The following is a 23,005-nucleotide window of genomic DNA, read 5'->3' as shown; positions in this document are numbered from 1 at the left end:
GGATTCGGTTGGACAGGTTTCAACTATGATCCTTCGCTTTACTCGCAATCAAGCCTTTTTTATTGCTGACGGGTAAAAACCTGTCCTACAGATGTAGGCGAAGGCCAAGAGGCCGCGGACTTGGGGAGGATGTGGATGACGAACCCGCTGGACGATCGCACGCGCGTAGAAGGCCGCCGGAAATGACCGGCGACGACATCCGGCTGATCGGCGCGGCGCTCGCGGGAATTCTGCTTGCGGTGCTGATGATCGTCCGCGGACGATTGCATCCCTTCATCGGCCTGCTGTGCGGTGCCTTCACGGTCGGCATGCTCGCCGGCCTGCCGCTGTCGGATACGGCCAAGGCGGTCCAGAAGGGCGTGGGCGACATCATCGGCGGCACCGGCCTGGTAGTGGCGCTGGGCCTTTCGCTCGGCGCCATGCTGCACCTGTCGGGCGCGGCCGCGACGCTGGCGCGGGGCGCGCTGCAGCTTACCGGTGCACGGGCAGCGCCCTGGGCGACGCTGGGCATCGCGATCGTCATCGGCCTGCCGCTGTTCTTCGAAACCGGCCTTGTGCTGCTGCTGCCGATCGTGGTGGCGGCCGCCGAATCGATGACCGGCGAGGACGGGCCGGAGCGCGACGCCGCGAAGCTGCGCCTCATCATGCCGGCGCTCGCCGGCCTGGGGGTGGTGCATGCGCTGGTGCCGCCGCATCCCGGGCCGCTGCTGGCGGTCGAGGCGCTGGGCGCGAACCTGGGCCTGACGATGCTCTACGGCATCCTGATCGCGATCCCGACCGCGATCCTCGCGGGGCCGGTGCTGGCCAAGTTCACCGCGCGCGGCGTGCGGCTGGAGGCGCCGGTGCTGACCGACCACAAGCTTTCGATCGCGACGCCGGGCCGGGGCAGCGCGCTGTTCATCGTGCTGCTGCCCGTCGCGCTGATCGCAATCGGCGAGCTGGGCCAGATGGTGCCCGGCCTGCGCGGTGCGGCGGCGCTGGCGGCGGCCAGCAACCCGGTCATCGCCCTGCTCGTCGCCAACCTGCTGGCGCTGCCGCTGCTGTTCGGGCGGCGGCTGACCGAAGAGCCGATCCAGAACGCGGTATGGCACGAGACGATGGCGGCGGCGGGCGCGATCCTGCTGGCAATCGGCGCGGGCGGCGCGCTCAAGCAGGTGCTGGTGACCGCAGGCCTTTCGGACCTGCTCGCGCGCATCGTGCTGATGTATTCGATCTCGCCGCTGCTGCTGGGCTGGCTGGTCGCGGTCGGCATCCGGCTGGCCGCCGGATCGGCCACCGTGGCGACGATCACGGCGGTCGGCATCATGCCGGGCGTGGTCGCCGGCTCTGGCGTCTCGCCAGAGCTGGTGGTGCTGGCGGTGGGCGCCGGGTCGGTGTTCTTCAGCCATGTGAACGACCCCGGCTTCTGGCTGGTGAAGAGCTATGTCGGTACGAGCACCGCCGACACCTTCCGCACCTGGTCGATGCTGGAGACGGCGATCTCGGTGGTCGGGCTCTTGATGGTTCTCGCGCTCAGCTATGTCGTCTGACGGCAGGAACGGGCTGCGCGCGCGCTGGATGGGAGAGCGCTGGTGAGCGAAGGACGGCTGGCGGACCGCGCGTACACGGACATCGTCCGGATCATCAACGACCAGGGGCTGGTGAGCGGCGACCGGCTGCCGTCGGAGGCGCGGCTCGCCAGCCAGTTCGGCATGTCGCGCACGATCGTGCGCGAGGCGCTTGCCCGGCTCGCATCGGACGGGATTACCGAGGCGCGGAGGGGTGCCGGCTCCTATGTGAAGCGCCGGCCGTCCGAACGGCTGGGCTCGCACATGCCGATGGATGCGCTGGCCGCTACGCTTGGCACCTATGAGGTGCGGTTCGTGCTGGAGGCGGAGGCGGCGCGGCTGGCGGCCGTGCGCCGGTCGCACCGGCAGATGGAGGAGATCGAGCATGCGCTGAGCGCGTTGCGCAGCGCGCTGCTGTCGAACGCGACTGCGCATGACGAGGATTGGGCGCTCCACCGCAGCATTGCCGAGGCGACGGGCAATGCCGCCTTCCTGCCGGTGTTCGACCATCTGCAGGACGCGGTGATGCAGATCCTGCGCGCGGGGGTCGAGATTTCGCGGTCACGTCCGCCCGAGGTGATCGGCGCGATGATGGACGAGCACGACGCCATCGTCGACGCGATCCGGGCGCAGGATGCGGACGGCGCGGCGCTCGCCATGCGCTGGCACCTGTCGCAGGGCCGCAAGCGGCTGATGCCCTAGGCGGTTCAGCCGGAGGCGGGTGCGACTGCCAGCCAGGCGGTCACCTGCGCAGACAGCGTATCGGGCGGACAGGCGGCGTCGAGCGTTAGCGCGCGTTCCTCCGGGCCCGGCCGCTCCAGGGTCGCAAGCTGGCTGTCGAGCAGACTGGGCGGCATGTAATGGCCGCTGCGACTGGCCATCCGACGCGCGATCTCGTCACGGGCGGTGTCGAGCAGCACGAAATCGAGCGGCACCGCGGATGCCGCCGCCAGCCGTTCACGATAGGCGCGCTTGAGCGCGGAACAGGCGGCGACCGCCAGCCCGGTGGTCGCGGCGGCCTCTCCGATCGCGTGGCCGAGCCGGTCTAGCCAGGGCCAGCGATCCTCGTCCGTCAGTGGATGGCCCGCCTTCATCTTGGCGACGGAGGCGACCGAATGAAAGGCATCGCCCTCCAGCACCGGGCAGCCGAGCTGTCCCCCGAGCCGCGTCGACAGGGTCGTCTTGCCGCTGCCGCTCACCCCCATCACCACGATGGCGCGGGGCCGGTCGATCGCTTGCCGTTCTGCCTGCACCGCGTACTCCACAACTGCGATCGGTCGACCATGGTCTTGATCGGCGGGTATCGAGGCTGGGCAGCGGCTTGGCCATTGCGACCTTGGTCGCAGTGGCCAAGCGCGTGTGGCGGTATCTATCCATGCCCGCATACGCAGGATGCGAGCAGGGGACCGATCATGAAAGCCAGCACCACTTCCCTCTGGTCCCTGGCGCTGCTGCTCTCCGGCACTGCCTTGCCCGCGCTCGCCGCGCCCAAGTCGACCTCGGCCTATGCGACCGCGCCCGCCGATCCGCGGGCGGTGACCGTTGTCGCCAGGGGGGACGGGGTGACGGACGACGGCGCGGCCATCCAGCAGGCGCTGGACGCGGCGGCGGGCAAGGGCGGCGGCGGCCTCGTCTTCCTCCCCTCCGGCCGCTACCGCATCACCCGCACCCTTTTTGTGTGGCCGGGCGTCCGCGTGTTCGGCGTCGGGCGCACGCGCCCCGTCTTCGTGCTGGCGCCCAACACGCCCGGGTTCCAGACGGGCGTCGGCAGCATGATCTTCTTTACCGGCAATCGGCCGACGGGCAGCGCGGACGATCGCCCGGTGGCGGTGCCGCCGCCCACCAGCGTGCCGTTCAACTCGCGGATCGGCGACGCCAATTCCGGCACCTTCTATTCGGCGATGACCAACGTCGACTTCGACATCGGCGAGGGCAATCCGGCGGCGACGGCGGTGCGGTTCCACACCGCGCAGCACGCGTTCCTGAGCCACATCGACTTTCACCTGGGGTCCGCGCTCGCCGGCATCTACCAGGTCGGCAACATCGGCCAGGACCTGCGCTTCTTCGGCGGCCGCTATGGCATCCTGACGGAAAAGCCGTCGCCGGCCTGGCCCTACACGCTGCTCGATTCCAGCTTCGAGGGGCAGCGCGATGCCGCCATCCGCGAGCATGAGGCGGGGCTGACGCTGGTCAACACGCAGTTCCGCAACGTGCCCGTCGGGATCGAGATCGACCGGGGCTATGGCGACTGGCTGTGGGGCAAGGACGTCCGGTTCGAGAATGTCTCCCGCGCGGGCGTCATCATCAGCAACGAGGGCAATGCCTATACCCAGATCGGCTTCGACAATGCGGTGGCGACGGGAACGCCCGTGTTCGCGCAGTTCCGCGACAGCGGCCGGACGGTCGGCGGATCGGGCAACCGCTATCGGGTGCGCGAGTTCACCTATGGGCTGACGCTGCCCGGGCTGGGCACCACCGGCAGCTTCGCGACGCGGATGGACGCGGTGCCGCTGTCGGCCTCCGTACGCCCGCGCGATCCCGCGATCCGGGCGCTGCCGCCGGTCAGCAACTGGGTGAACGTCCGCGACCTGGGCGTGCGGGGCGACAATGCGACCGACGATACCGCCGCGCTTCAGCGCGCGATCGACAGCCGCAAGGTGCTGTACTTCCCGGCCGGCTTCTATCGGGTGTCCGATACGCTCAAGCTCCGGCCCGACAGCGTGCTGATCGGCCTGCACCCCAGCCTGACCCAGATCGTCCTGGCCGAGGACAGTGCCGCGTTTCGTGGCGTCGGCAGCCCGCGCGGGCTGATCGAAAGCGCGCGGGGGGGCAACGCGATCGTCTCTGGCCTGGGCCTGTTCACGGGCGGGACCAACCCGCGCGCGACCGCGCTCTTGTGGCGCGCGGGCGAGGCTTCGCTGGTCGACGACGTCAAGTTCCAGGGCGGCCACGGCACCTTCCTCGCGGATGGCAGCCGCTTCGATCCCTATAATGCCGACCACACCGCCGATGCCGATCCGAAGAAGCGCTGGGACGGCCAGTTCGCCAGCCTGTGGGTGACGGACGGCGGCGGCGGCACATTCAACGGGCTGTGGACGCCCAACACCTATGCCCATGCCGGGCTCTATGTCTCCGACACCAGCACGCCGGGCTATGTCTACCAGATGTCGGCCGAGCATCACCGCCGCGCCGAAATCGTGCTCGACCGGGTCCGCAACTGGGAGTTCCTGGCGCCGCAGACCGAAGAGGAAGCCGGCGAAAGCCGCGACGCGGTGGCGCTGGAGGTACGCAATTCCAGCGACCTGCTGTTCGCCAATCTCCACGCCTATCGGGTGACGCGCTCGCTCCAGCCGGCGCCGGCGGCGGTGACGCTGGAGCGGTCGACCAACATCCGTTTTCGCAACGTCCATGTGAATGCCGAGAGCGGCTTTGCCACCTGCGACGCCAATGGCTGCGGCACCTATCTGCGCGCGAGCAAATATCCGTACGAGAATTCGATCGTCGACGTGACCCGGGGGCTGGCGGTGCGGGAGCGCGAGTTCGCCGTCCTCGACGTCACCGACGCGCCGGTGCCGGCCGCCACCCCCGCGCTCGCGCCGGTGCGGATGCTGGCGGACGGTTTCTATTCGCTAGGCGGGGGCGCGGTGGATGCGACGGGCAAGCTCTATTTCGTCGACCGCAATTTCCACCGCATCCACGGCTGGTCGGAGCGGGAAGGGCTAACGACGGTCGCCGATGCGCCGCTCGATCCAGTTAACCTCGCGGTCGATCGTTCGGGCAAGCTGATGGTGCTGTCGTCGGCAGGACCGGCGGCGACGGTGTACAGCATCGACCCGGCCGCGCCGCACGACGTCCGCGTGATATCGCCTGTGCCGGCCGGCAGCACGCCCGGCGCCCGCGTGGCGCTGCCGGCGAGCTTCTGGAACAACGGCGAGTTCCGCGACCAATATGATCCGGCCAAGGATCATTTCACGACCCTGGCCGAGATGTTCGCGCGCGACGTCGCCCTGCCCAAGCCGCTGGAATATCGCTCGCCCGACGGCAGCCTGGTGCTGCCCGCGTTTCGCGTGTGGCAGCAGGGGCCGGCGAACCACATCGGCTGGCGCTTCTCCGACACGCTCGACACCTATGGATTCGTGAACGGCACGGTGGGGTCGCGCATCTATGTCGCCAACGGGTCCGAGGACCGCACCTACAGCGGCCTGTTGGGCGTCGGCGGTTCGGTGACGGACCTCAAGCCGTTCGCGCCGCGCGGCGGCGAGAGCGTCGCGGTGGGGCCGGACGGGCGCGTCTATGTCGCGAACGGGCAGGTGTTCGTCTATGGCCCGGACGGCAGCGAGCAGGGCCGCATCGACGTGCCCCAGCGGCCGCTCCAGCTGGTGTTCGGCGGGCCCGATGGCCGCACGCTGTTCATCCTCGCGCACCACGCACTTTTCGCCGCCAGACCGTGACATTCCGGGCACTTCGACTTTGGTCGTAGATGCTGCGGAGCGCGGATCCGGTAGAATGGCCTCGATAGGACGCGACTGCCGATCAATGGCGCGCGCCGACACCAAGGGGATGGATGATGGGGAAGGCAATGCGCGAGCGGAATCGGACTACGCGCTTTCTTGATAACGCTACCAGCTTGATCGTGCTCGCGGCCGCGCTGGCAGCGGCACCGGCGTTCGCGCAGCAGTCGACCCCGCCGGCCGAACCGCAGGACCAGACCGACACGACCGCGACTCCGGGCGACTCCGGCATCACCGGTTCGACCGCCGCCCAGCCCGACGCGGCCCCGGGCGAAGTCGTCGTCACCGGCACGCGCATCACCACCGGCTTTGCCGCGCCGACCCCGACGACCGTGATCGGCGAAGAGCAGCTTCAGCAGAACGCCCAGCCCAACATCTTCAACGCCGTCGCGCAGCTGCCGTCGCTGCAGGGCTCGACCGGCGCCGCCACCGGCACGTTCAGCACCTCCAGCGGCACGCAGGGGCTGAGCTCCTTCTCGTTGCGCGGCCTGGGCACGATCCGCACGCTGACGCTGCTCGACGGCCAGCGCGTCGTCGGCGCGAACGTGACCGGCGTTCCCGACATCAGCATGTTCCCGCAGCTGCTGATCAAGCGCGTCGACGTCGTGACGGGCGGTGCGTCGGCCTCCTATGGTTCGGACGCGGTTGGCGGTGTGATCAACTTCATCACCGACACTCGCTTTGAGGGCTTCAAGGCCAATATCCAGGGCGGCATCACCAAATATGGCGACGATGCCCAGGCGCTCGTCCAGGCCGCCTATGGCACGGCGCTGCTCGACAATCGCCTGCACGTGATCTTCAGCGGCGAATATGACCATGAGGACGGCGTCGGTCCGGGCAATTATGGCACCGACCTGGCCGGGGGCCGCAACTGGTACAAGGCGACCACGCTGCTCAACACCGGCCGCACCGCTGCCGGCCAGCCGCAGTTCAACTACCGCGACTATGCGCAGCCCTATCAATATGCCCGCTACGGCCTGATCAACAACGGCCCGCTGCAGGGCATTGCCTTCGACGCGAACGGCGTGCCGTATAATTTCGACTATGGCTCGAACGGCGTGCCGCTGGGCAATGGCCAGGTCAGCAACTGCTTTTCGGGCAACAGCTTCTGCGTGGGCGGCGACCTCTCCGGTGCGCCGGGCTCGGGTGCCTCGCTCAAGTCCGCGCTGGAGCGCATCAACGGGTTCAGCCGGATCGGCTTTGACTTCGCGGAGAACAACGAGTTCTACGTGACCGCCAATATCGCCCAGGTGAAGACGTCCAACCAGCCGAGCCCGGGCTATAACCGCCCGAACCTGACGGTTCAGTGCGCCAATGCGTTCCTGCCGCAGCTGATCCGCGACCGCTGCGCCGCGGCCGGCATCACCCAGTTCAACTTCGGCAGCAGCAATGCGAACTTCCGCAACCCCAAGGTCCATACCGACCGGCGCCAGTATCGCTTCGTCGCCGGCCTGAAGGGCAAGTTCGAACTGGCCGGTTCCGACTGGAACTATGATGGCTATTACGAGCATGGCATCACCAAGTCGGACATCGATGTCGACAATACCGTCCTGCAGAACCGCTATGTCGCCGCGGCCAACGCGATCACGCTGAACGGCGCCGTCGTGTGCGCCGATCCGGTCGCACGCTCGCTGGGCTGCCAGCCGATCAACATCTTCGGCGGTGCGACGCCTTCGGACTCGGCGCTCGAATATGTCATGCCCGCGAACGGACCGTTCCAGCGCACCAAGCTGACCCAGGACGTCGCCAGCCTCAACTTCTCGGGCGAGCCGTTCGAGCTTTGGGCAGGGCCGCTCGCAGTCGCGTTCGGCGGCGAATACCGCCGGGAATTCTACCGCGTCCGCGCGGACCCGTACGGTGCCGGTGTCTCGGCGATCAGCCCGTACAGCACCGACTATCCCGCCGATCCGCTGCTCAACGCACCGCTCGGCAGCAACTGGGCGGCCGGCAACTACAAGAACGGCCGCGGCAAGTACGACGTCTATGAAGGGTTCCTGGAGGTCAACGTGCCGCTGTTCGACAGCACGTCGATCGGCCGCGCGAACCTGAACGCGGCCGGCCGTGGCACCCACTACAGCACCTCTGGCACCGTCTGGGCATGGAAGGTCGGCGGCACCTGGGACACGCCGCTGCAGGGCATGCGCCTGCGCGCCGTCACCTCGCGCGACGTGCGCGCGCCGAACCTGTCGGAACTGTTCGCGGCACCGACGGTCACCACGCTGCCGAACTTCACCGATCCGTTCAGCGGCCGGGCGGTGCAGGTGTTCCAGAACACGATCGGCAACCCCAACCTGCGGCCGGAAATCGCCCGGAACACCGAAGTCGGCTTCGTGCTGGCGCGCCCCGACTGGCTGCCGGGCTTCAGCTTCTCGTTCGACTATTACAACATCAAGCTCGACAAGGTCGTCTCCAGCCTGTCGCCCGACCAGATCGTGCGGTTCTGCTTTGAAGGAAACCAGGCGTTCTGCGGCGGGTTCGAGCTGAACAGCCCGATCCAGGGCGGCAACTTCGTCAACGTCCAGCCGTTCAACCTCGCCTCGTGGAAGACGAGCGGGTTCGACATCGAGGCCAGCTACCAATGGGCACAGCCGCTGGGCATCCCGGGTAACCTGACGCTTCGCGCGCTGGGCACGCACGTCCGCAAGTTCATCGTCGATGCGGGCATCGCGGGCGTCGACAAGGTCGACAACGCCGGCGTCAACATCGGGGCGATCCCGGACTGGAAGTGGCTGGCGATCCAGACCTACCAGAACGACAAGCTCACCCTGACGGTGCAGGAGCGCTGGTTCTCGGACGGCACGTTCGGCAACCAGTATGTCGAGTGCATCGACAGCTGCCCGGTCTCGACCGGCAACCACCCGACGATCGACCGCAACCGCATGAAGGGCGCCTTCTACGTGGACGTCGGCGGTTCGTACGACGTGACCGAGCAGGTCACCGCCTTCGTCAAGGTCGACAATCTGTTCGACCATGATCCGGCCCCCGCGCCGCAGACCAACACCGGTCTCGACGTGAACCCGGCGCTCTATGACACCCTGGGCCGCATCTATCGCGCCGGCGTGCGCATGCGGTTCTAACCGGACGCGCGGCACCCCGCGCCAACGGCGGCTTGCGGAACCCCTACCGCAAGCCGCCGATTTTTTTGGGGGCAAGGCACCGCCCTGCCGCCGGTTCCGCCTCCCTTGCCCGGCCCCCCGCGTCGGGGCTAGCAGCGGACGGCGCGGCATCCGCCGCCGCCAACGGACGGGGAGAGGCCATGGACACGCCGGCGCGCTACCTGGAGGAGCTGTCGGTGGGGGAGGCGTGGGAAGGCGCACCGATCCCGATCACCCAGGACGCGGTGATCGCCTTTGCCCGGGACTATGATCCGCAGCCGATGCACACCGACCCTGCCGCCGCCGCGGCCGGTCGCTTCGGCGGCATCATCGCGAGCGGATGGCATGTCGCCGCGCTGGTGATGCGCGACTATGTCGAAACCAGTCCGTTCGGCGCCGCGCCCCTGCTGGGCCTGCAGATCGACGAACTGCGCTGGGAAGAGGCGGTCCGCCCGGGCGACGTGCTGCGCGCCCGGCGCGAGATCCTGGAAATCACGCCGTCGCGCAGCAAGCCCGATCGCGGGGTGGTGCGCATCGGCGTGACCGTCACCAACCAGCACGGCCGCACGGTGATGCGCTACACCAACCTGGTGCAGATGTTCGCCCGACCGGCGGGGTGACGCGGCCGGGCGCCGCGCCACGCCCAGTGCCGCTTACCGGGGCGTCAGGGTCACGCGCGTGCTGCCCGCCGCCAGCGGGATCGCATAGGCTCCGCGCTCCAGCTTTGCGCCGTCGAGAGCATAGGGGCGGGCGCCCGCCACCGTCGTTTCCGCCAGCAACCGCGCGGCAGGGGTAAAGCGCGTCTTGCCCGACAGCGTCAGCGTCACCCGGCCGCTCGCCGGATCATAGTCGGCCGCGTCGATCTTGCCGGCTTCCAGCGTCAGCCACAGGCCGGCCGGCGCCACGAACAGGCGGGTGCGGGCGCTATCCCTGGGCTCGACGTGCAGCGTGCCGCCCTGCTGCTTCAGATTGCCGCCATAGGCGAGCCAGCCGAAGCTCGGGTCGTTCACCAGATAGGTTGCCGTGGCATAGGCATGGCCGAAGAAGCCCATGCCATAATCGCCGGTATAGGCGTCCCACTGCATCATGTCGGGATAGGCGTGGAAGGCGGCGCTGGAGAAGCCTTCCTGGTCGATGTTGGTGATGCCGCCCATCAACCCGCCATAGGCGACGCGCAGCAGGTGGGTGTCCTTGGGGTTCGCGCGGAAGGCGTCGAACAACGGCACCGCGTTGAGGGTCGAGCCATAATGGTGAATCTGCCGCTCGATCCGCGGGACCTTGCCGCCATAGAGGAAGTCCCAGTAGCGGCGCGCATTGCCGTTATAGCCCCAGTGCGGGACGGTCGGATCATAGGCCAGGATCACCTCGCGCGTTTCGTCGGCCTGCGGCTGGTGGCCGAAGTAGCGCATCCAGGCATAGACTTCGGGCTGGCCGGTCGAATCCCAGGCCATCTCGCTGCCGAACGGATAGGGCAGGGTCTTCCAGTGATCGGCGCGGCCCTTCATCAGCCGCTCCATCTCGGCCGCCTCGGGCGCCATCCCCTCGCGCTTCAGATCTTTCAGGATGTCGACGAAGATGTCGCCCTCCATCTGGCCGAACTGCGCATAATGCGGGGCGTCGCGCATCATCGCGACGGTGGTCTGGTAGGCACGCTCCAGATACCAGCGCCAGTCATGGCGCTTCACCAGGCCGGTGTGGTTGCGCGCGAGCCGGTACATTACCCAATGCCCCGCCGCGACGTGCGGGTAGTTGTAGGAGCGGCCGAGGTCGTCGGACTGCTTCTTGGTCCAGGCGGTCCAGTTCTTCCAGTTCAGGGCGGGGTCGTAATAGTCGCCGTGCTGCCCGGGCTCGTAATAGAACAGGCTCTTCTTGACGGCGCCGGCCTGCGGGCCGCTTGCCACCTGCAGCTTGCCGACCACCGTCTCGTTCATCATCCGCTCGAGCTTGGCGACTTCCTCTGGCACCGGATTGTCGAGCTGCTTCATCATCGCGGCGACCCAGGCGCCGGCGCCGCCCTCGTCGCTCAGGCCCGCGATCCAGACGCGGGCGTCCTGGGTGACGATGCGGTTCGCCTCGCGATCATAGGACATGACGGCGGGACCGCGGCGGAACGGATCGGACTTGTCGTCATACCATTGCCGGGTGGTGGAGAAGCGGCCGAGGTCGGCCACCGCCTGTTCGAGCGGCTTGGTGATGAAGTAGCTCACCGTCTGCACGCTGTTGTCGGCATAGGTGATCGTCAGGCGCGCCCGGCCCCAGCCGCTGGCGCGCACGGCATAGCGGGCCCAGCCGTTGACCGGTGCCGCGGGGGTCGCGGTCAGCGCGCCGGCGGGATGGCTCTCGACCCGGACGACGGGCTGGGTGGTTTTCAGGAACAGCGAGGCGTCCATGTCGGTGGGCACGACATAGCCGGGGATGCCGACGGCGACGGGCCGCGCCTGCTGCACCAGCGTGTTCTCGATCCCGCGGATCGACGGCGCCTGCACCAGCCGCACGCCGATGGTGCGGGTTTCGCCCGGCGCCAGGGTGATGCTGGTCGGGGTGTTCCACTGCTCGCCGGCGTTCTTCCATTCCTTGTCGGCAAAGCCCTTGCTGGCGACCGTCCAGTCGTAAAAGCCTTCCGAGGTCTGGCCGCGCGGGCTGCGGTCGGTGAAGATGTCGCCGGGTTCGGCGTGGCGCGCCTCCGCGATCGGGCGATACGCCTCCAGCGGGGTGCCGCGCTCGGGGATCACCAGCAGCGCCGGGCCCTTGCCGTTCAGGCGCGTCACCTGAAGATAGCCGGCGTCGCGGCCGATATAGGGGTCGACGAAGCTCGCCTGCGCATGGGCCGTGTCCAGCTCGCGATCGGTGATGATGTTGTCGAACACCATCGGCATGCCGAGACCGCCGATCTCGATGGGCGTGCTGCCGGGGTTGGTGAGCGTGAAGCGCAGCGCCACCGCCTTGCCCTCGGTCGCCCAGCGCCGCTGCACCTTCAGCGGAAAACCCGCGCCCATGCTGGCGGTGATGTCGGCGGCCGCGAGCGTGCCCGGGCGCGCGGCGAGCCTGCGGATCGGCGCCCGCTTTCTGGAGGAGGCGAAGTCCTGCCACGCACCACCCGGAGTGCGCAGCCGCAGGTTGAGGTCGCCCAGATGGACATAGCCGTCCGCGGCCCGCTCCGCCGCTCGCGCCCCCGGCACGAAGTCGAACGCGGGTTCGGCATGGGGCGACAGGCGCGCGAGCGTACCCGTGTCGCTGCGCAGTTCCATGCGGAAGTCCGCCGTCCGGTATGCGGTGCGCGCGATCGGCTTGGCAGCCGGTTTGGCCGGCTTCTCCTGCGACCAGGCGGGTTGCAGGACCGGGACCAGCGGAACCGCTGCTAGCAAAGCGACGAGGGGCAGGGTACGCAGGACGTGCATCAAATCGGGCTCCTAGTCTGCGGCCCGGGGGCAGCATGGCTGTGCTCTTGGGCCATGAAACCAGCCGGACCGCTGCAGGTCAAATACATTATACGATGTTGTTCCTAACATCCGCGTTCGCAGTTGACGGGGTCGCGGCCGCATCGTAATCGTATACGGTATTTCAAGGGAGAGGCATGTGATCGAGAGCAGCCGTAGGGAACTGCTGGTAGGGGCAGCCACGTTGGTCTTTGCAGCGCAGGGCGCGAGCGCGATGGCGCGCGTGGCCAATCCGGGTCCGTCGCTGTTGCCCGCCAAGCCCAAGCCGCTGCCGCTGGCGGCAGTCCGGCTCAAGCCGTCCGATTATGCGACGGCGGTCGAAGTGAACCGCGGCTATCTGCATCGCCTCGACGCCGATCGCTTCCTCCACAATTTCCGCAAATATGCCGGGCTCGAGCCCAAGGCGCCGATCTATGGCGGCTGGGAAAGCGATACGATCGCGGGCCACTGCCTTGGCCACTACATGACCGCGCTGGTGCTGACGTGGAAGCAGACCGGTGACCCGGAATGCCGCCGCCGCGCCGACTATATCGTCGACGAACTCGCCGAAGTGCAGGCCGCGCGCGGTACCGGCTATGTCGGCGCGCTGGGTCGCAAGCGGAAGGACGGCACCATCGTCGACGGGGAGGAAATCTTTCCCGAGGTGATGAAGGGCGACATCCGCTCCGGGGGCTTTGACCTCAACGGCAGCTGGGCACCGCTCTATACGATGCACAAGACGTTCGCCGGCCTGCTCGACATCCACGCCGCCTGGGGTAACCCCAAGGCGCTGCAGGTCGTCACCGGCCTGGCCGCCTATTTCGAGCGCGTGTTCGCAGCGCTCGACGACGCGCAGATGGAGAAGATGCTGGGCTGCGAATATGGCGGCCTGAACGAAAGCTATGCGGAGCTTTATGCCCGCACCAACGACAAGCGCTGGCTGACGGTCGCGGAGCGGCTGTACGACCATCGCGTGCTCGACCCGCTGGTCGCGGGCGAGGACAAGCTCGCCAACTTCCACGCCAATACCCAGGTGCCCAAGCTGATCGGGCTTGCCCGGCTCCACGACCTCACCGGCAAGCCCGAGCAGCGCAACGCCGCCACCTTCTTCTGGAAGACGGTGACCCAGCATCACAGCTATGTGATCGGCGGCAATGCGGACCGCGAGTATTTCTCCGAACCCGACACCATCGCCCACCACATCACCGAGCAGACGTGCGAGCATTGCAACACGTACAACATGCTCAAGCTGACGCAGCACCTCTATCACTGGCAGCCCGATGGCGCGCTGTTCGATTTCTACGAGCGCGCGCACCTCAACCATGTGATGTCGGCGCAGAACCCCAGGACGGGCGGCTTCACGTACATGACGCCGCTGATGACGGGGACGGTGCGCGGATTCTCCGACCCGAACGACGATCCCTTCTGGTGCTGCGTCGGCTCCGGCATGGAAAGCCATGCCAAGCATGGCGAGGCGATCTTCTGGGAGGGTGAGGGCGGCCTGATCGTCAACCTCTACATCCCGGCCGAGGCGCAGTGGGAGACCCGCGGCGCGCAGGTCGCGCTGGAAACCCGCTATCCCTTCGAGCCCGGTGCGCGCCTGACCCTCTCCGCGCTCAAGAAGCGCGGGCGCTTCCCGATCGCGCTGCGCGTGCCCGGCTGGGCCGGTGACGCCGTGCAGGTGACCGTCAACGACCAGCCCGTCACCCCCGCGATCGGCAACGGCTATGCCGTGGTCGACCGGCGCTGGAAGGCGGGGGACGTGGTCGCGATCACCTTCCCGCTGGAACTGCGGCTCGAATCGGCGCCGGGCGATCCGAACACGGTCGCGGTGGTGCGAGGGCCGATGGTGATGGCCGCCGACCTGGGCCCGGGCGAGGGCGAATGGCAGGGTGTCGATCCCGCGATGGTCGGCGAACAGCCGCTCGCCGCCTTCACGCCGGTCGCGGGCCGCGTTGCCTATGCGACCAAGGGGCTGTTGCGTCCGGCGGACCTGACGTTCGTGCCGTTCTACTCGCAGTACGACCGGCGCAACGCCGTCTATTTCAAGCGCTTCAGCGAGGCGGACTGGAAGAACGAGGAGGTCGCCTTCCTGGCCGAACAGGCGCGGGTGAAGGAGATCGCCGCCCGCTCGGTCGACGTCATGCACCTGGGCGAGATGCAGCCCGAGCGCGATCACGAGCTGACCTCCGAAATCTCCTACCCGGTCTCCTACCGCGGCCGGAACGGGCGCGATGCGCGCTCGGGCGGCTATTTCGAATTCTCGATGAAGACCAAGCCGGGTCCGCTCGTCCTGCAGGCCAGCTATTGGGGCAGCGAGCGCGCGCGCGACTTCGACATCCTGGTCGACAATGTGAAGCTCGCCACCCAGCATCTGGAGAACGACCAGCCGGGCAAGTTCTTCGACGTCGAATATCCGCTTCCCGAGGCGCTGACCAAGGGCAAGCAGAGCGTGAAGGTGAAGTTCGTGCCGCATGACCGCAGCAGCGCCGGGCCGGTGTTCGGCGTCCGCCTGTTCACCGCCAAGCCGGGCGCGACGACATGAGCGGGGCCGATCCCGCCGACACGGTGGCGATGACGCTGGACGAGGTCCGCACCCTGTCGCGCAGCGTGCTGTCCGGTGCGGGCCTCTCCGCCGATCATGCCGCGGCGGTTGCCGAGACGCTGGTCTCCGGCGAGCGCGATGGCTGCGGCTCGCACGGCGTCTACCGGCTGCTGGTTGCGACCCGCAGCATCGCCACAGGCCGCGTGTCGAAGGACGCGGTGCCGGTGGTGAGCGAGCCGGCGCAGGCGCTGGTGCGGGTCGATGGCGGCGGCGGCTTTGCCCAGCTCGCCTTTGAACGCGGCAAGCCGCTGCTGGTGGAAAAGGCGCGCAAGTTCGGCATCGCCGCGCTGGCGCTCAACAATGTCGTCCACTTCGCCGCGCTCTGGCCCGAGGTCGAGGCGCTGACCGAGCAGGGGCTGGTCGCGCTCGCCTTCACCCCCAGCCACGCCTGGGTGGCGCCGGCGGGCGGGACGGAGCCGGTGTTCGGCACCAACCCGATCGCGTTCGGCTGGCCACGGCCGGGCCGCGAGCCGTTTGTGTTCGACTTTGCCACCAGCGCGGTCGCGCGCGGCGAGATCGAGCTCCACCGTCGCGCGGGCAAGCCCGTGCCCGACAGCTGGGGCTATGACGCCGACGGCAATCCCACGACGGACGCCGCCGCGGTCCTTTCTGGCGCGATGCGGACCTTTGGCGGGCACAAGGGTTCGGCGCTCGCCGCAATGGTCGAGCTGATCGCCGGGCCTTTGATCGGCGACATGACCAGCAAGGAATCGATGGCGGCCGACGATGGCGCGGGCGGATCGCCGCTGGGCGGCGAGCTGGTCCTCGCGATCGACCCGGCGGGGTTTCTGGGTGCGGGCGTCGCCGAGCATCTCACGCGGGCGGAAGCGATGTTCGAGGCAATCGAAACGCAGGGTGCGCGCCTGCCGGGGTCGCGGCGCTATGCCGCGCGGCGGCGCAGCCTGGTGGAAGGCGTGCGGGTGCCCGCGTCTCTCCATGCCGATCTGATGGCGCTGGCACAGGGGGGTAAGGCTTAGGCATGCGCAAGGCACGGTTTCTGCTTGGGGCAGCGTTGATGATGGGGCAGCTGGCGGTGGTGGAGGCGGCAGTTGCCGCGGCCCCGGCACAGGCCGCGACGGCCCAGACCGCCGACCAGCGGTTCGAGGCGATCTACACGGCCGAATGGGAATGGCGCACGCAGCTGTCCGGCCCCAATGAAGACAGCCCCGCTGGCGCGGCCAAGCGCCTGCCGGACGTCGGACCCAAGGTGCAGGCCGAAAAGCTCCAGCGCTGGGAAGCGACCGAACGGGCGCTCGCCGCCATCGATCCGGCCACGCTGACGCCTGCCAACCGCGCCAACTACGCGGTCTACAAGGGGCAGATCGATGCGCTGCTCGCCGAGCAGCGCTACCGCGAATATGAAAAGCCGCTCAACGCCGACACCAGCTTCTGGGGCAATATCGCCGGCTGGGCGCGTGAGCCGCTCGAGAACGAGGCCGGCTATCGCAACTACATCGCCATGCTGCGGGAAGTGCCGCGCTATTATGACCAGCAGATCGCGAACATGCGCGCTGGCCTCAAGCGCGGCTTCACCCCGTCCGCGATCACGCTGAACGGCCGCGACATCGGCGTCGCACAGGTCGCCGAGGCGAAGTCGCTCGACGACCAGGCGTTCTACGCGCCGTTCCGCAAGATGCCCTCGACCATTCCCGCGGCGACCCAGGCGGCGCTGCGCAAGGAGGGCGAAGCGGCGATCCGCGAGGCGGTGGTGCCCGCCCACGCCAAGCTGCTCAAGTTCCTGCGCGCCGAATATATCCCCGGCGCCCGCAAGGAGCTGGACGCCTATCACCTTCCCGACGGCAAGGCCTATTACCAGTCCAAGATCCGCGAGTTCACCACGCTCGACAAGACGCCGGACGAGATCCACGCGATCGGCCTGTCGGAAGTCGCCAAGATCCGCGCGCGGATGATGGAGGTGAAGCAGCAGGTCGGCTTCCAGGGCGACCTGCCGGCGTTCCTGACCTTCCTGCGTACCGACCCGCAATTCTATGTGAAGACCCCGCAGGCGCTGCTCGACCGCGCCGCCTGGGTCGCCAAGACCTTTGACGGCAAGGCCAGCCAGTATTTCGGCCGGCTGCCGCGCAGCCGTTTCGCGATCAAGCCGGTGCCGGACGAGGTCGCGCCCTTCTACACCGGCGGGCGCGGGGGCCCGGGCATCTACCTCGTCAACACCTACAACCTGCCGGCGCGTCCACTCTATTCGATCCCTGCGCTGACCCTGCACGAAAGCGCGCCGGGCCACGCCTTCCAGATGCCGCTGGCGGCGGAGAACACCAGCCTGCCGGCGTTCCGCCGCGACAGCTATATCTCTGCCTATGGCGAGGGCTGGGCGCTCTATTGCGAGGCGCTGGGCGAAGAGATGGGCATGTACGACACGCCTTATGACGTGTTCGGCATGCTCAGCTACCAGATGTGGCGCGCCGCCCGGCTGGTGGTCGATACCGGCATCCACACCAAGGGGTGGAGCCGCGAGCAGGCGCAGAAATATCTGCACGACAACACCGCCATGGCCGATCACGAGATCACGACCGAGGTCGACCGCTATATCGCCTGGCCGGGGCAGGCGCTGTCCTATTACATCGGCCAGCTCGCGATCCAGGAAGCGCGCGCGAAGGCCGAACAGGCGCTCGGCCCCAGGTTCAACATCCGCAATTTCCATGACGCGGTGCTCGAACTCGGATCGGTGCCGCTGCCGGTGATGGCGGCGCGTGTGGACCAGCTGATCGCGGAAGGCGGCAAGGGCCCGTATCCGGACGCGCAATAGGATGCGGGGGGGCTCGCCGGTCGCGCTCGCGGCGCTGCTCGCAGCAGCGCCGCCGGCCGCTGCCGCCGCGCCGCAGGGCGTGCCGGTGCAGAGCGCCGGCAACCCGTTGTTGGCGGACGGGCGCTTCTATTCGACCGATCCGGCGCCGGTGGTGATCGACGACACGCTCTACATCCTAGCGGGCCGCGACGAGGCGCCCGCTGACGTCAACGACTTCATCATGAACGAGTGGCAGCTGCTTGCCACGCGGGATCCGGCGGCGGGGGCGTGGACCCATTATCCCGCGGTCGCGACGCCCGAGGGCATCTTCCGCTGGGCGGCGCCCGGCCGTGCCTATGCCGGGCAGATCGTGAAGGGCCCGGACGGCCGGCTCTATCTCTATGCCCCGGTGCTGGAGGCGAACACCGACGCCAGGGACGGGTTCGCGATCGGCGTCGCCGTGGCGGACAACCCGACCGGTCCATGGGTGGACGCGCATCCCGCGGGCCCGATCGTGTCGCAGCGGGTGCCCGAACCCAACACCATCCAGAACATCGACCCGACGGTGCTCGTCGACGAGGACGGGCGCGTCTATCTCTATTGGGGAACGTTCGGAAAGCTGCGCGGCATCGAGCTGGAGCGCGACATGGTGACCCCCAAGGGCCGCCAGATCGCGGTGACGGGGCTGACCGGCTTCTTCGAGGCGCCGTGGCTGATGAAGCGCAAGGGCGTCTATTACATGCTCTATGCCGGCAACAATGCCGGGCCGGATTCGCCCTGCACGCCGACGCTGTACCACGCCTGCATCGCCTATGGCACCGCGCCGGGCCCGCTGGGGCCGTGGACCTATCGCGGGACCGTGCTGAAGCCCGTGTCCTCGACCACGTCGCATCCGGGGGCGATCGAATATCGCGGGCAATGGTATCTCGCCTATCACACCGCCGATGGTGCGGGCGGCGGGCATTTCCGCCGCAGCGTGGCGATCGACCGGCTGGAGTGGGACGACCGCGTCAGCCCGCCCGCGATCCGTCCGGTGGTGCCGACCCGCAGCCCGCAGCCGGTGCCGCCGCCCAGCCGCAACATCGCGCCTGCAGCGACCCCCGCCGCCTCGAACGAGCCGATTCCGGTGCGCTTCTGGCTGCGCGCGCTCAACGACGGCGCCACCCGCGCGTCGCCGCTGCCGCCCGAGATGTGGGGCAGCGCGAGCGCCGCCAATCCGCCGCAGCAGTGGATCGAATATCGCTGGCCAAGGCCGGTCACCGTCGCTGAATCCCGCATCTGGTTCGTTGCCGACGACGCTGCCGGCATGGCCCCGCCCGCACGCTGGCGGATCGAATATTGGGATGGCGGCTGGAAGCCGGTGGCCCGTGCCGATCGCTATGGCACCGCCGCGGGCGCGTTCCAGCAGACGCGCTTCGCACCGGTGACCACCCGCTGCCTGCGGGCGGTGTTCCAGGCGGCCGGCAGCACCGGCGGCAATGCGGGGCTGGCGGTGCAGGAATGGGAAGTGCTTGCCCGTCGTCCCGGGCATGCGACGCCGCCCACGACGCCCGCGCCGTCGTGCGAGCGCCCGCGCTAAGGCTTCAGCGAATCTGTCTGCCGCGGGTCGAACCGGGTCTGCGGTGTGACGGATAAAGATATCGCGATAAACAAAACGCTGGACAGCAGGCGCCCGGCGCGCCATATTCCTTATCGCAATAACGAATCGTTCAAAGGAGCCTGCAAATGTCCGTAGATGTGAAGTATCGCACCTCTGCCACCGCAACCGGTGGCCGCGACGGCACCGCGCGTGCAACCGACGGCCGCTTTGAAGTCCGGCTGTCGACGCCCAAGGAACTCGGCGGCGCAGGCGGGGAGGGGACCAACCCCGAGCAGATGTTCGCCGCGGGCTATGCCGCCTGCTTCATCGGCGCGCTTAAGGTCGCAGGCCAGCAGCTCAAGCTGCGCGTCCCCGCCGAAACCAGCATCACCGCGACCGTAGGCATCGGTCCGCGTTCCGAAGGGGGCTTCGGCATCACCGCCGACCTGGAAGTGACGCTGCCCGGAGTCGACCGCGCCGATGCGGAGAAGCTGGTCGAGACCGCGCACCAGATCTGCCCCTATTCCAACGCGACCCGCAACAACGTGGACGTAGGGCTGACGGTCGCCTGACGCGCCTCCCACCGAAGCGATTTTGCCAGGACGGGCGGGGTGGCGACACCCCGCCCGTCTTACGTTCCATTGCTGGACTCGGATCGCGATTGCCTTAATCCCGCTGCTGGAATATGTCCGAGTAATACGTGTGGGGCTCCGGCTCCCCACGTTCGTGCACCCCATCAGAGGGTGGAATTAGGGCTGCGGTCGTTCGGCCGTAGCAGCAACGGGAGAGACGACCCATGATCCGTACCCTCCGCCGCACGGCGCTTGCGCTGCTGCTTTCGGCTGCTCCGCTCGCGGCGAGCGCTCAGACTGCCCCGGCTCCGGCCTCGGCCCCGGCTCCGGCCCCTGCCGCCGGCACCGCTACGGTCGCAATCAAGGCGAACCAGCCCGGACCGACCTATGACCGGCGCATCTTCACCCAGTTCGCCGAGCATCTGGGCAACGGCATCTACGAGGGTCTCTGGGTCGGCAAGAACTCCAAGATTCCCAACACCAACGGCTTCCGCAACGATGTGGTCGCGGCGCTGCGCAACCTCAACGTGCCGGTCATCCGCTGGCCGGGCGGCTGCTTTGCCGACGAGTATAACTGGCGTGAAGGCGTGGGCCCGCAGAACAAGCGCCCGATCAAGATCAACACCCATTGGGGCGGCGTGACCGAGCCCAACACGGTCGGCACGCACGAGTTCTTCGAGCTGCTGCGCCAGGTCGGCGCCGAGGCCTATGTCGCCGGCAACGTCGGCAACGGCACCGCGCGCGAAATGGCGGAGTGGGTCGAATACATGACCTCGCCGGCCGGCAGCCTTGCCGACGAGCGCGCCCGGAACGGCCACAAGGCACCGTGGGCAGTGCCGTACTTCGGCATCGGCAACGAGCTGTGGGGCTGCGGCGGCAACATGCGCGCCGAATTCGCGGCCGACGAAACCCGCCGCTATGCGACCTTCATCAAGGCGCCTGCGGGCACCAAGGTCCTCAAGATCGCCGCCGGCGCCAATGTCGACGACTATCACTGGACCGAAGTGATGATGCGCGAGGCGGCACCGCACCTCGATGCTCTGTCGCTCCATTACTACACGCTGCCGCAGGGCGGCTGGCCGCCCAAGGCCGATCCCGTCAACTTCGACGAGACCGCATGGGCCGACACGCTTGCCGCCGCATGGCGCATGGACGAGCTGGTGACCAAGCACAGCGCGATCATGGACAAGTACGACCCGCAGAAGCGCGTCTTCCTGGCGGTCGACGAATGGGGCACCTGGTATGCCCAGGATCCGGGCACGCACCCGGGCTTCCTGCGCCAGCAGAACACCCTGCGCGACGCGCTGGTGGCCTCGATCCATCTCGACATCTTCGCCAAGCATGCCGACCGCGTCCGCATGTCGGCGATCGCGCAGATGGTGAACGTGCTGCAGGCGATGATCCTGACCGACGGCAGCAAGATGGTGCTGACGCCGACCTATCACGTGTTCGAGATGTACAAGCCGTGGCAGGACGCGACCGTGCTGCCGATCACGATCAATGCGCCCTGGTACAACAAGGACCAGTTCACCGTGCGCGCCGTCAGCGGCTCGGCCGTGCGCGGCAAGGATGGCAAGATCCACATCGGCCTGTCCAACCTGGATCCGAACCAGGCGAACACCGTCACCGTGAAGCTGGACGGCATCAACGCCGGTTCCATTTCCGGCCGCGTGCTCACCGCATCGGCGATCAACGCGCACAACACCTTCGACGCACCCGAAGTGGTGAAGCCGGCGGCGTTCAACGGCGCGCAGGTGAACGGCGACACGCTGACCGTCACCCTGCCGGCCAAGTCCGTGGTCGTGCTCGACGTACAGTAACTTAAGGGAGGGGCGCCCAGGCGAACACGCCGGGCGCCCCCCGTATCCCTTCCCGCAGGAGAGGTTCGATGATCCGTTTCAGGCCCCTGGCGCTGGCCGCTGTTGCCGCGCTTGCCCTGGGCGGCGCCACTGCTCCGGCGCAACAGGCGCCCAGCCTCAACGAGCGGCTGACCGGCGACCTTGCACCCACGCACGATCCTGTGATCGCGCGCGAGGGTGATACCTATTATGTGTTCGGCACCGGCCACGGCGATCGCCTGGTCGAGACCCGCAGCTCGACCGACCTGATCCACTGGACCGCAGGCGCGCCGGTATTCACCAAGCTGCCGGAATGGGCGACCAAGGCGGTGCCCGGCACCAACGGCCTGTGGGCGCCCGACATCGCGTTCGTGAACGGCCGCTGGCGGCTCTATTATTCGGTTTCCACCTTTGGTTCGAATCGCTCGGCGATCGGCATGGCGACCAACGCCACGCTCGACCCCAAGTCGCCGAAGTTCGCGTGGCGGGACGAGGGCGTGGTCGTGCAGTCCGAGCCCGCCGACGATTTCAACGCGATCGACCCCAATTTCGTGATCGACCGGGAGGGGCGCCACTGGCTCTCGCTCGGCAGCTTCTGGAGCGGCATCAAGCTGTTCGAGCTCGATCGCAAGACGGGCAAGCTGCTCCATCCCAAGGAGCATCGCTATTCGATCGCGCGCCGCCTGGCGCCGGCCGGTGCCGCCGCGCCCGTGGAGGCACCGTTCATCGTGGCGCATGGCGATTATTACTATCAGTTCGTGTCCTATGATTACTGCTGCAAGGGCGTGAACAGCACCTACTATACCGTCGTCGGCCGATCGAAGGAGATCACCGGGCCCTATCTGGGCAAGGACGGCAGTTCGCTGATGAACGGCCAGGGGACGATCTTCCTGCGCGCCGATCTTCAGGAAAAGCAGCGCTTCCGCGGGCCGGGCCACCCCGGCTGGCTGCGCGACAAGGATGGCCGCGAGTATGTGGTCTACCATGCCTATGACCGGGAGAAGAACGGCGCCCCTACGCTGCGCATCGCTCCCGTCACCTGGGGCGCGGACGGCTGGCCCGTCGCTGCCCAATGACCCCCCATTTCTGAATCAGAGAC

14 protein-coding genes are annotated in these 23,005 nt (G+C 68.0%); 12 read left to right on the top strand and 2 right to left on the bottom strand.

Annotated elements, in window-relative coordinates; all coding sequences use genetic code 11:
- The first annotated feature begins 182 nt into the window (after positions 1-182).
- Entirely contained in the window at positions 183-1,529 is a 1,347-nt protein-coding gene (locus QP045_RS16190) for a GntP family permease (RefSeq protein ID WP_422516030.1), read from the top strand.
- Between the two features lie 42 nt (positions 1,530-1,571).
- Positions 1,572-2,249, top strand: coding sequence for a FadR/GntR family transcriptional regulator (locus tag QP045_RS16185; protein ID WP_422516029.1), 678 nt, complete (start codon positions 1,572-1,574; stop codon positions 2,247-2,249).
- Between the two features lie 5 nt (positions 2,250-2,254).
- Here the strand turns inward: QP045_RS16185 and QP045_RS16180 are convergent, their stop codons facing one another.
- Positions 2,255-2,752: a gluconokinase gene (locus QP045_RS16180; RefSeq protein WP_422516051.1), complete on the bottom strand. Its 498-nt coding sequence runs from the start codon at positions 2,750-2,752 to the stop codon at positions 2,255-2,257.
- A 207-nt stretch (positions 2,753-2,959) separates the two neighbouring features.
- Between QP045_RS16180 and QP045_RS16175 the strand changes: the two genes are divergently transcribed.
- From QP045_RS16175 to QP045_RS16165, 3 genes are all read left to right on the top strand, one after another.
- Positions 2,960-5,998 carry a glycosyl hydrolase family 28-related protein gene (locus QP045_RS16175; RefSeq protein ID WP_422516028.1) on the top strand — a complete coding sequence of 1,013 codons (3,039 nt, stop codon included), beginning with the start codon at positions 2,960-2,962 and terminating at the stop codon, positions 5,996-5,998.
- A 128-nt stretch (positions 5,999-6,126) separates the two neighbouring features.
- Positions 6,127-9,135, top strand: coding sequence for a TonB-dependent receptor plug domain-containing protein (locus QP045_RS16170; protein WP_422516027.1), 3,009 nt, complete (start codon positions 6,127-6,129; stop codon positions 9,133-9,135).
- A 179-nt stretch (positions 9,136-9,314) separates the two neighbouring features.
- Positions 9,315-9,773, top strand: coding sequence for a MaoC family dehydratase (locus tag QP045_RS16165; RefSeq protein WP_422516026.1), 459 nt, complete (start codon positions 9,315-9,317; stop codon positions 9,771-9,773).
- A 33-nt stretch (positions 9,774-9,806) separates the two neighbouring features.
- On the opposite strand, the gene QP045_RS16160 is transcribed toward QP045_RS16165, so the two are convergent.
- On the bottom strand, positions 9,807-12,551 hold the full coding sequence (locus QP045_RS16160; RefSeq protein ID WP_422516025.1) for a DUF5695 domain-containing protein: 2,745 nt from the start codon (positions 12,549-12,551) through the stop codon (positions 9,807-9,809).
- Between the two features lie 178 nt (positions 12,552-12,729).
- Here QP045_RS16160 and QP045_RS16155 point away from each other — a divergent pair, with 178 nt between their 5' ends.
- From QP045_RS16155 to QP045_RS16125, 7 genes are all read left to right on the top strand, one after another.
- Positions 12,730-15,114, top strand: a complete 2,385-nt coding sequence (locus tag QP045_RS16155; RefSeq protein ID WP_422516024.1) for a beta-L-arabinofuranosidase domain-containing protein — start codon at positions 12,730-12,732, stop codon at positions 15,112-15,114.
- Positions 15,111-16,151, top strand: a complete 1,041-nt coding sequence (locus QP045_RS16150; protein WP_422516023.1) for an Ldh family oxidoreductase — start codon at positions 15,111-15,113, stop codon at positions 16,149-16,151. The genes QP045_RS16155 and QP045_RS16150 overlap by 4 nt, the downstream gene beginning before the upstream one ends.
- A gap of 2 nt (positions 16,152-16,153) precedes the next feature.
- Positions 16,154-17,938: a DUF885 domain-containing protein gene (locus tag QP045_RS16145; protein ID WP_422516022.1), complete on the top strand. Its 1,785-nt coding sequence runs from the start codon at positions 16,154-16,156 to the stop codon at positions 17,936-17,938.
- A 1-nt stretch (position 17,939) separates the two neighbouring features.
- Complete coding sequence (locus QP045_RS16140) at positions 17,940-19,496, top strand: family 43 glycosylhydrolase (protein WP_422516021.1); 1,557 nt, start codon at positions 17,940-17,942, stop codon at positions 19,494-19,496.
- A 146-nt stretch (positions 19,497-19,642) separates the two neighbouring features.
- Positions 19,643-20,068, top strand: a complete 426-nt coding sequence (locus tag QP045_RS16135; RefSeq protein WP_422516020.1) for an organic hydroperoxide resistance protein — start codon at positions 19,643-19,645, stop codon at positions 20,066-20,068.
- A 224-nt stretch (positions 20,069-20,292) separates the two neighbouring features.
- A complete protein-coding gene (locus QP045_RS16130) occupies positions 20,293-21,888 on the top strand; it encodes an alpha-N-arabinofuranosidase (RefSeq protein WP_422516019.1) in 1,596 nt (531 codons plus the stop codon).
- Between the two features lie 68 nt (positions 21,889-21,956).
- Entirely contained in the window at positions 21,957-22,982 is a 1,026-nt protein-coding gene (locus QP045_RS16125) for an arabinan endo-1,5-alpha-L-arabinosidase (RefSeq protein ID WP_422516018.1), read from the top strand.
- Positions 22,983-23,005: the final 23 nt, after the last annotated feature.

The sequence above is a fragment of the Sphingomonas sp. 3-13AW genome (genome assembly GCF_049311085.1).
GTDB lineage: Bacteria > Pseudomonadota > Alphaproteobacteria > Sphingomonadales > Sphingomonadaceae > Sphingomonas.
The sequence above is the reverse complement of the archived record's forward strand: the minus strand, read 5'-3'. Positions and strand labels throughout refer to the sequence as shown.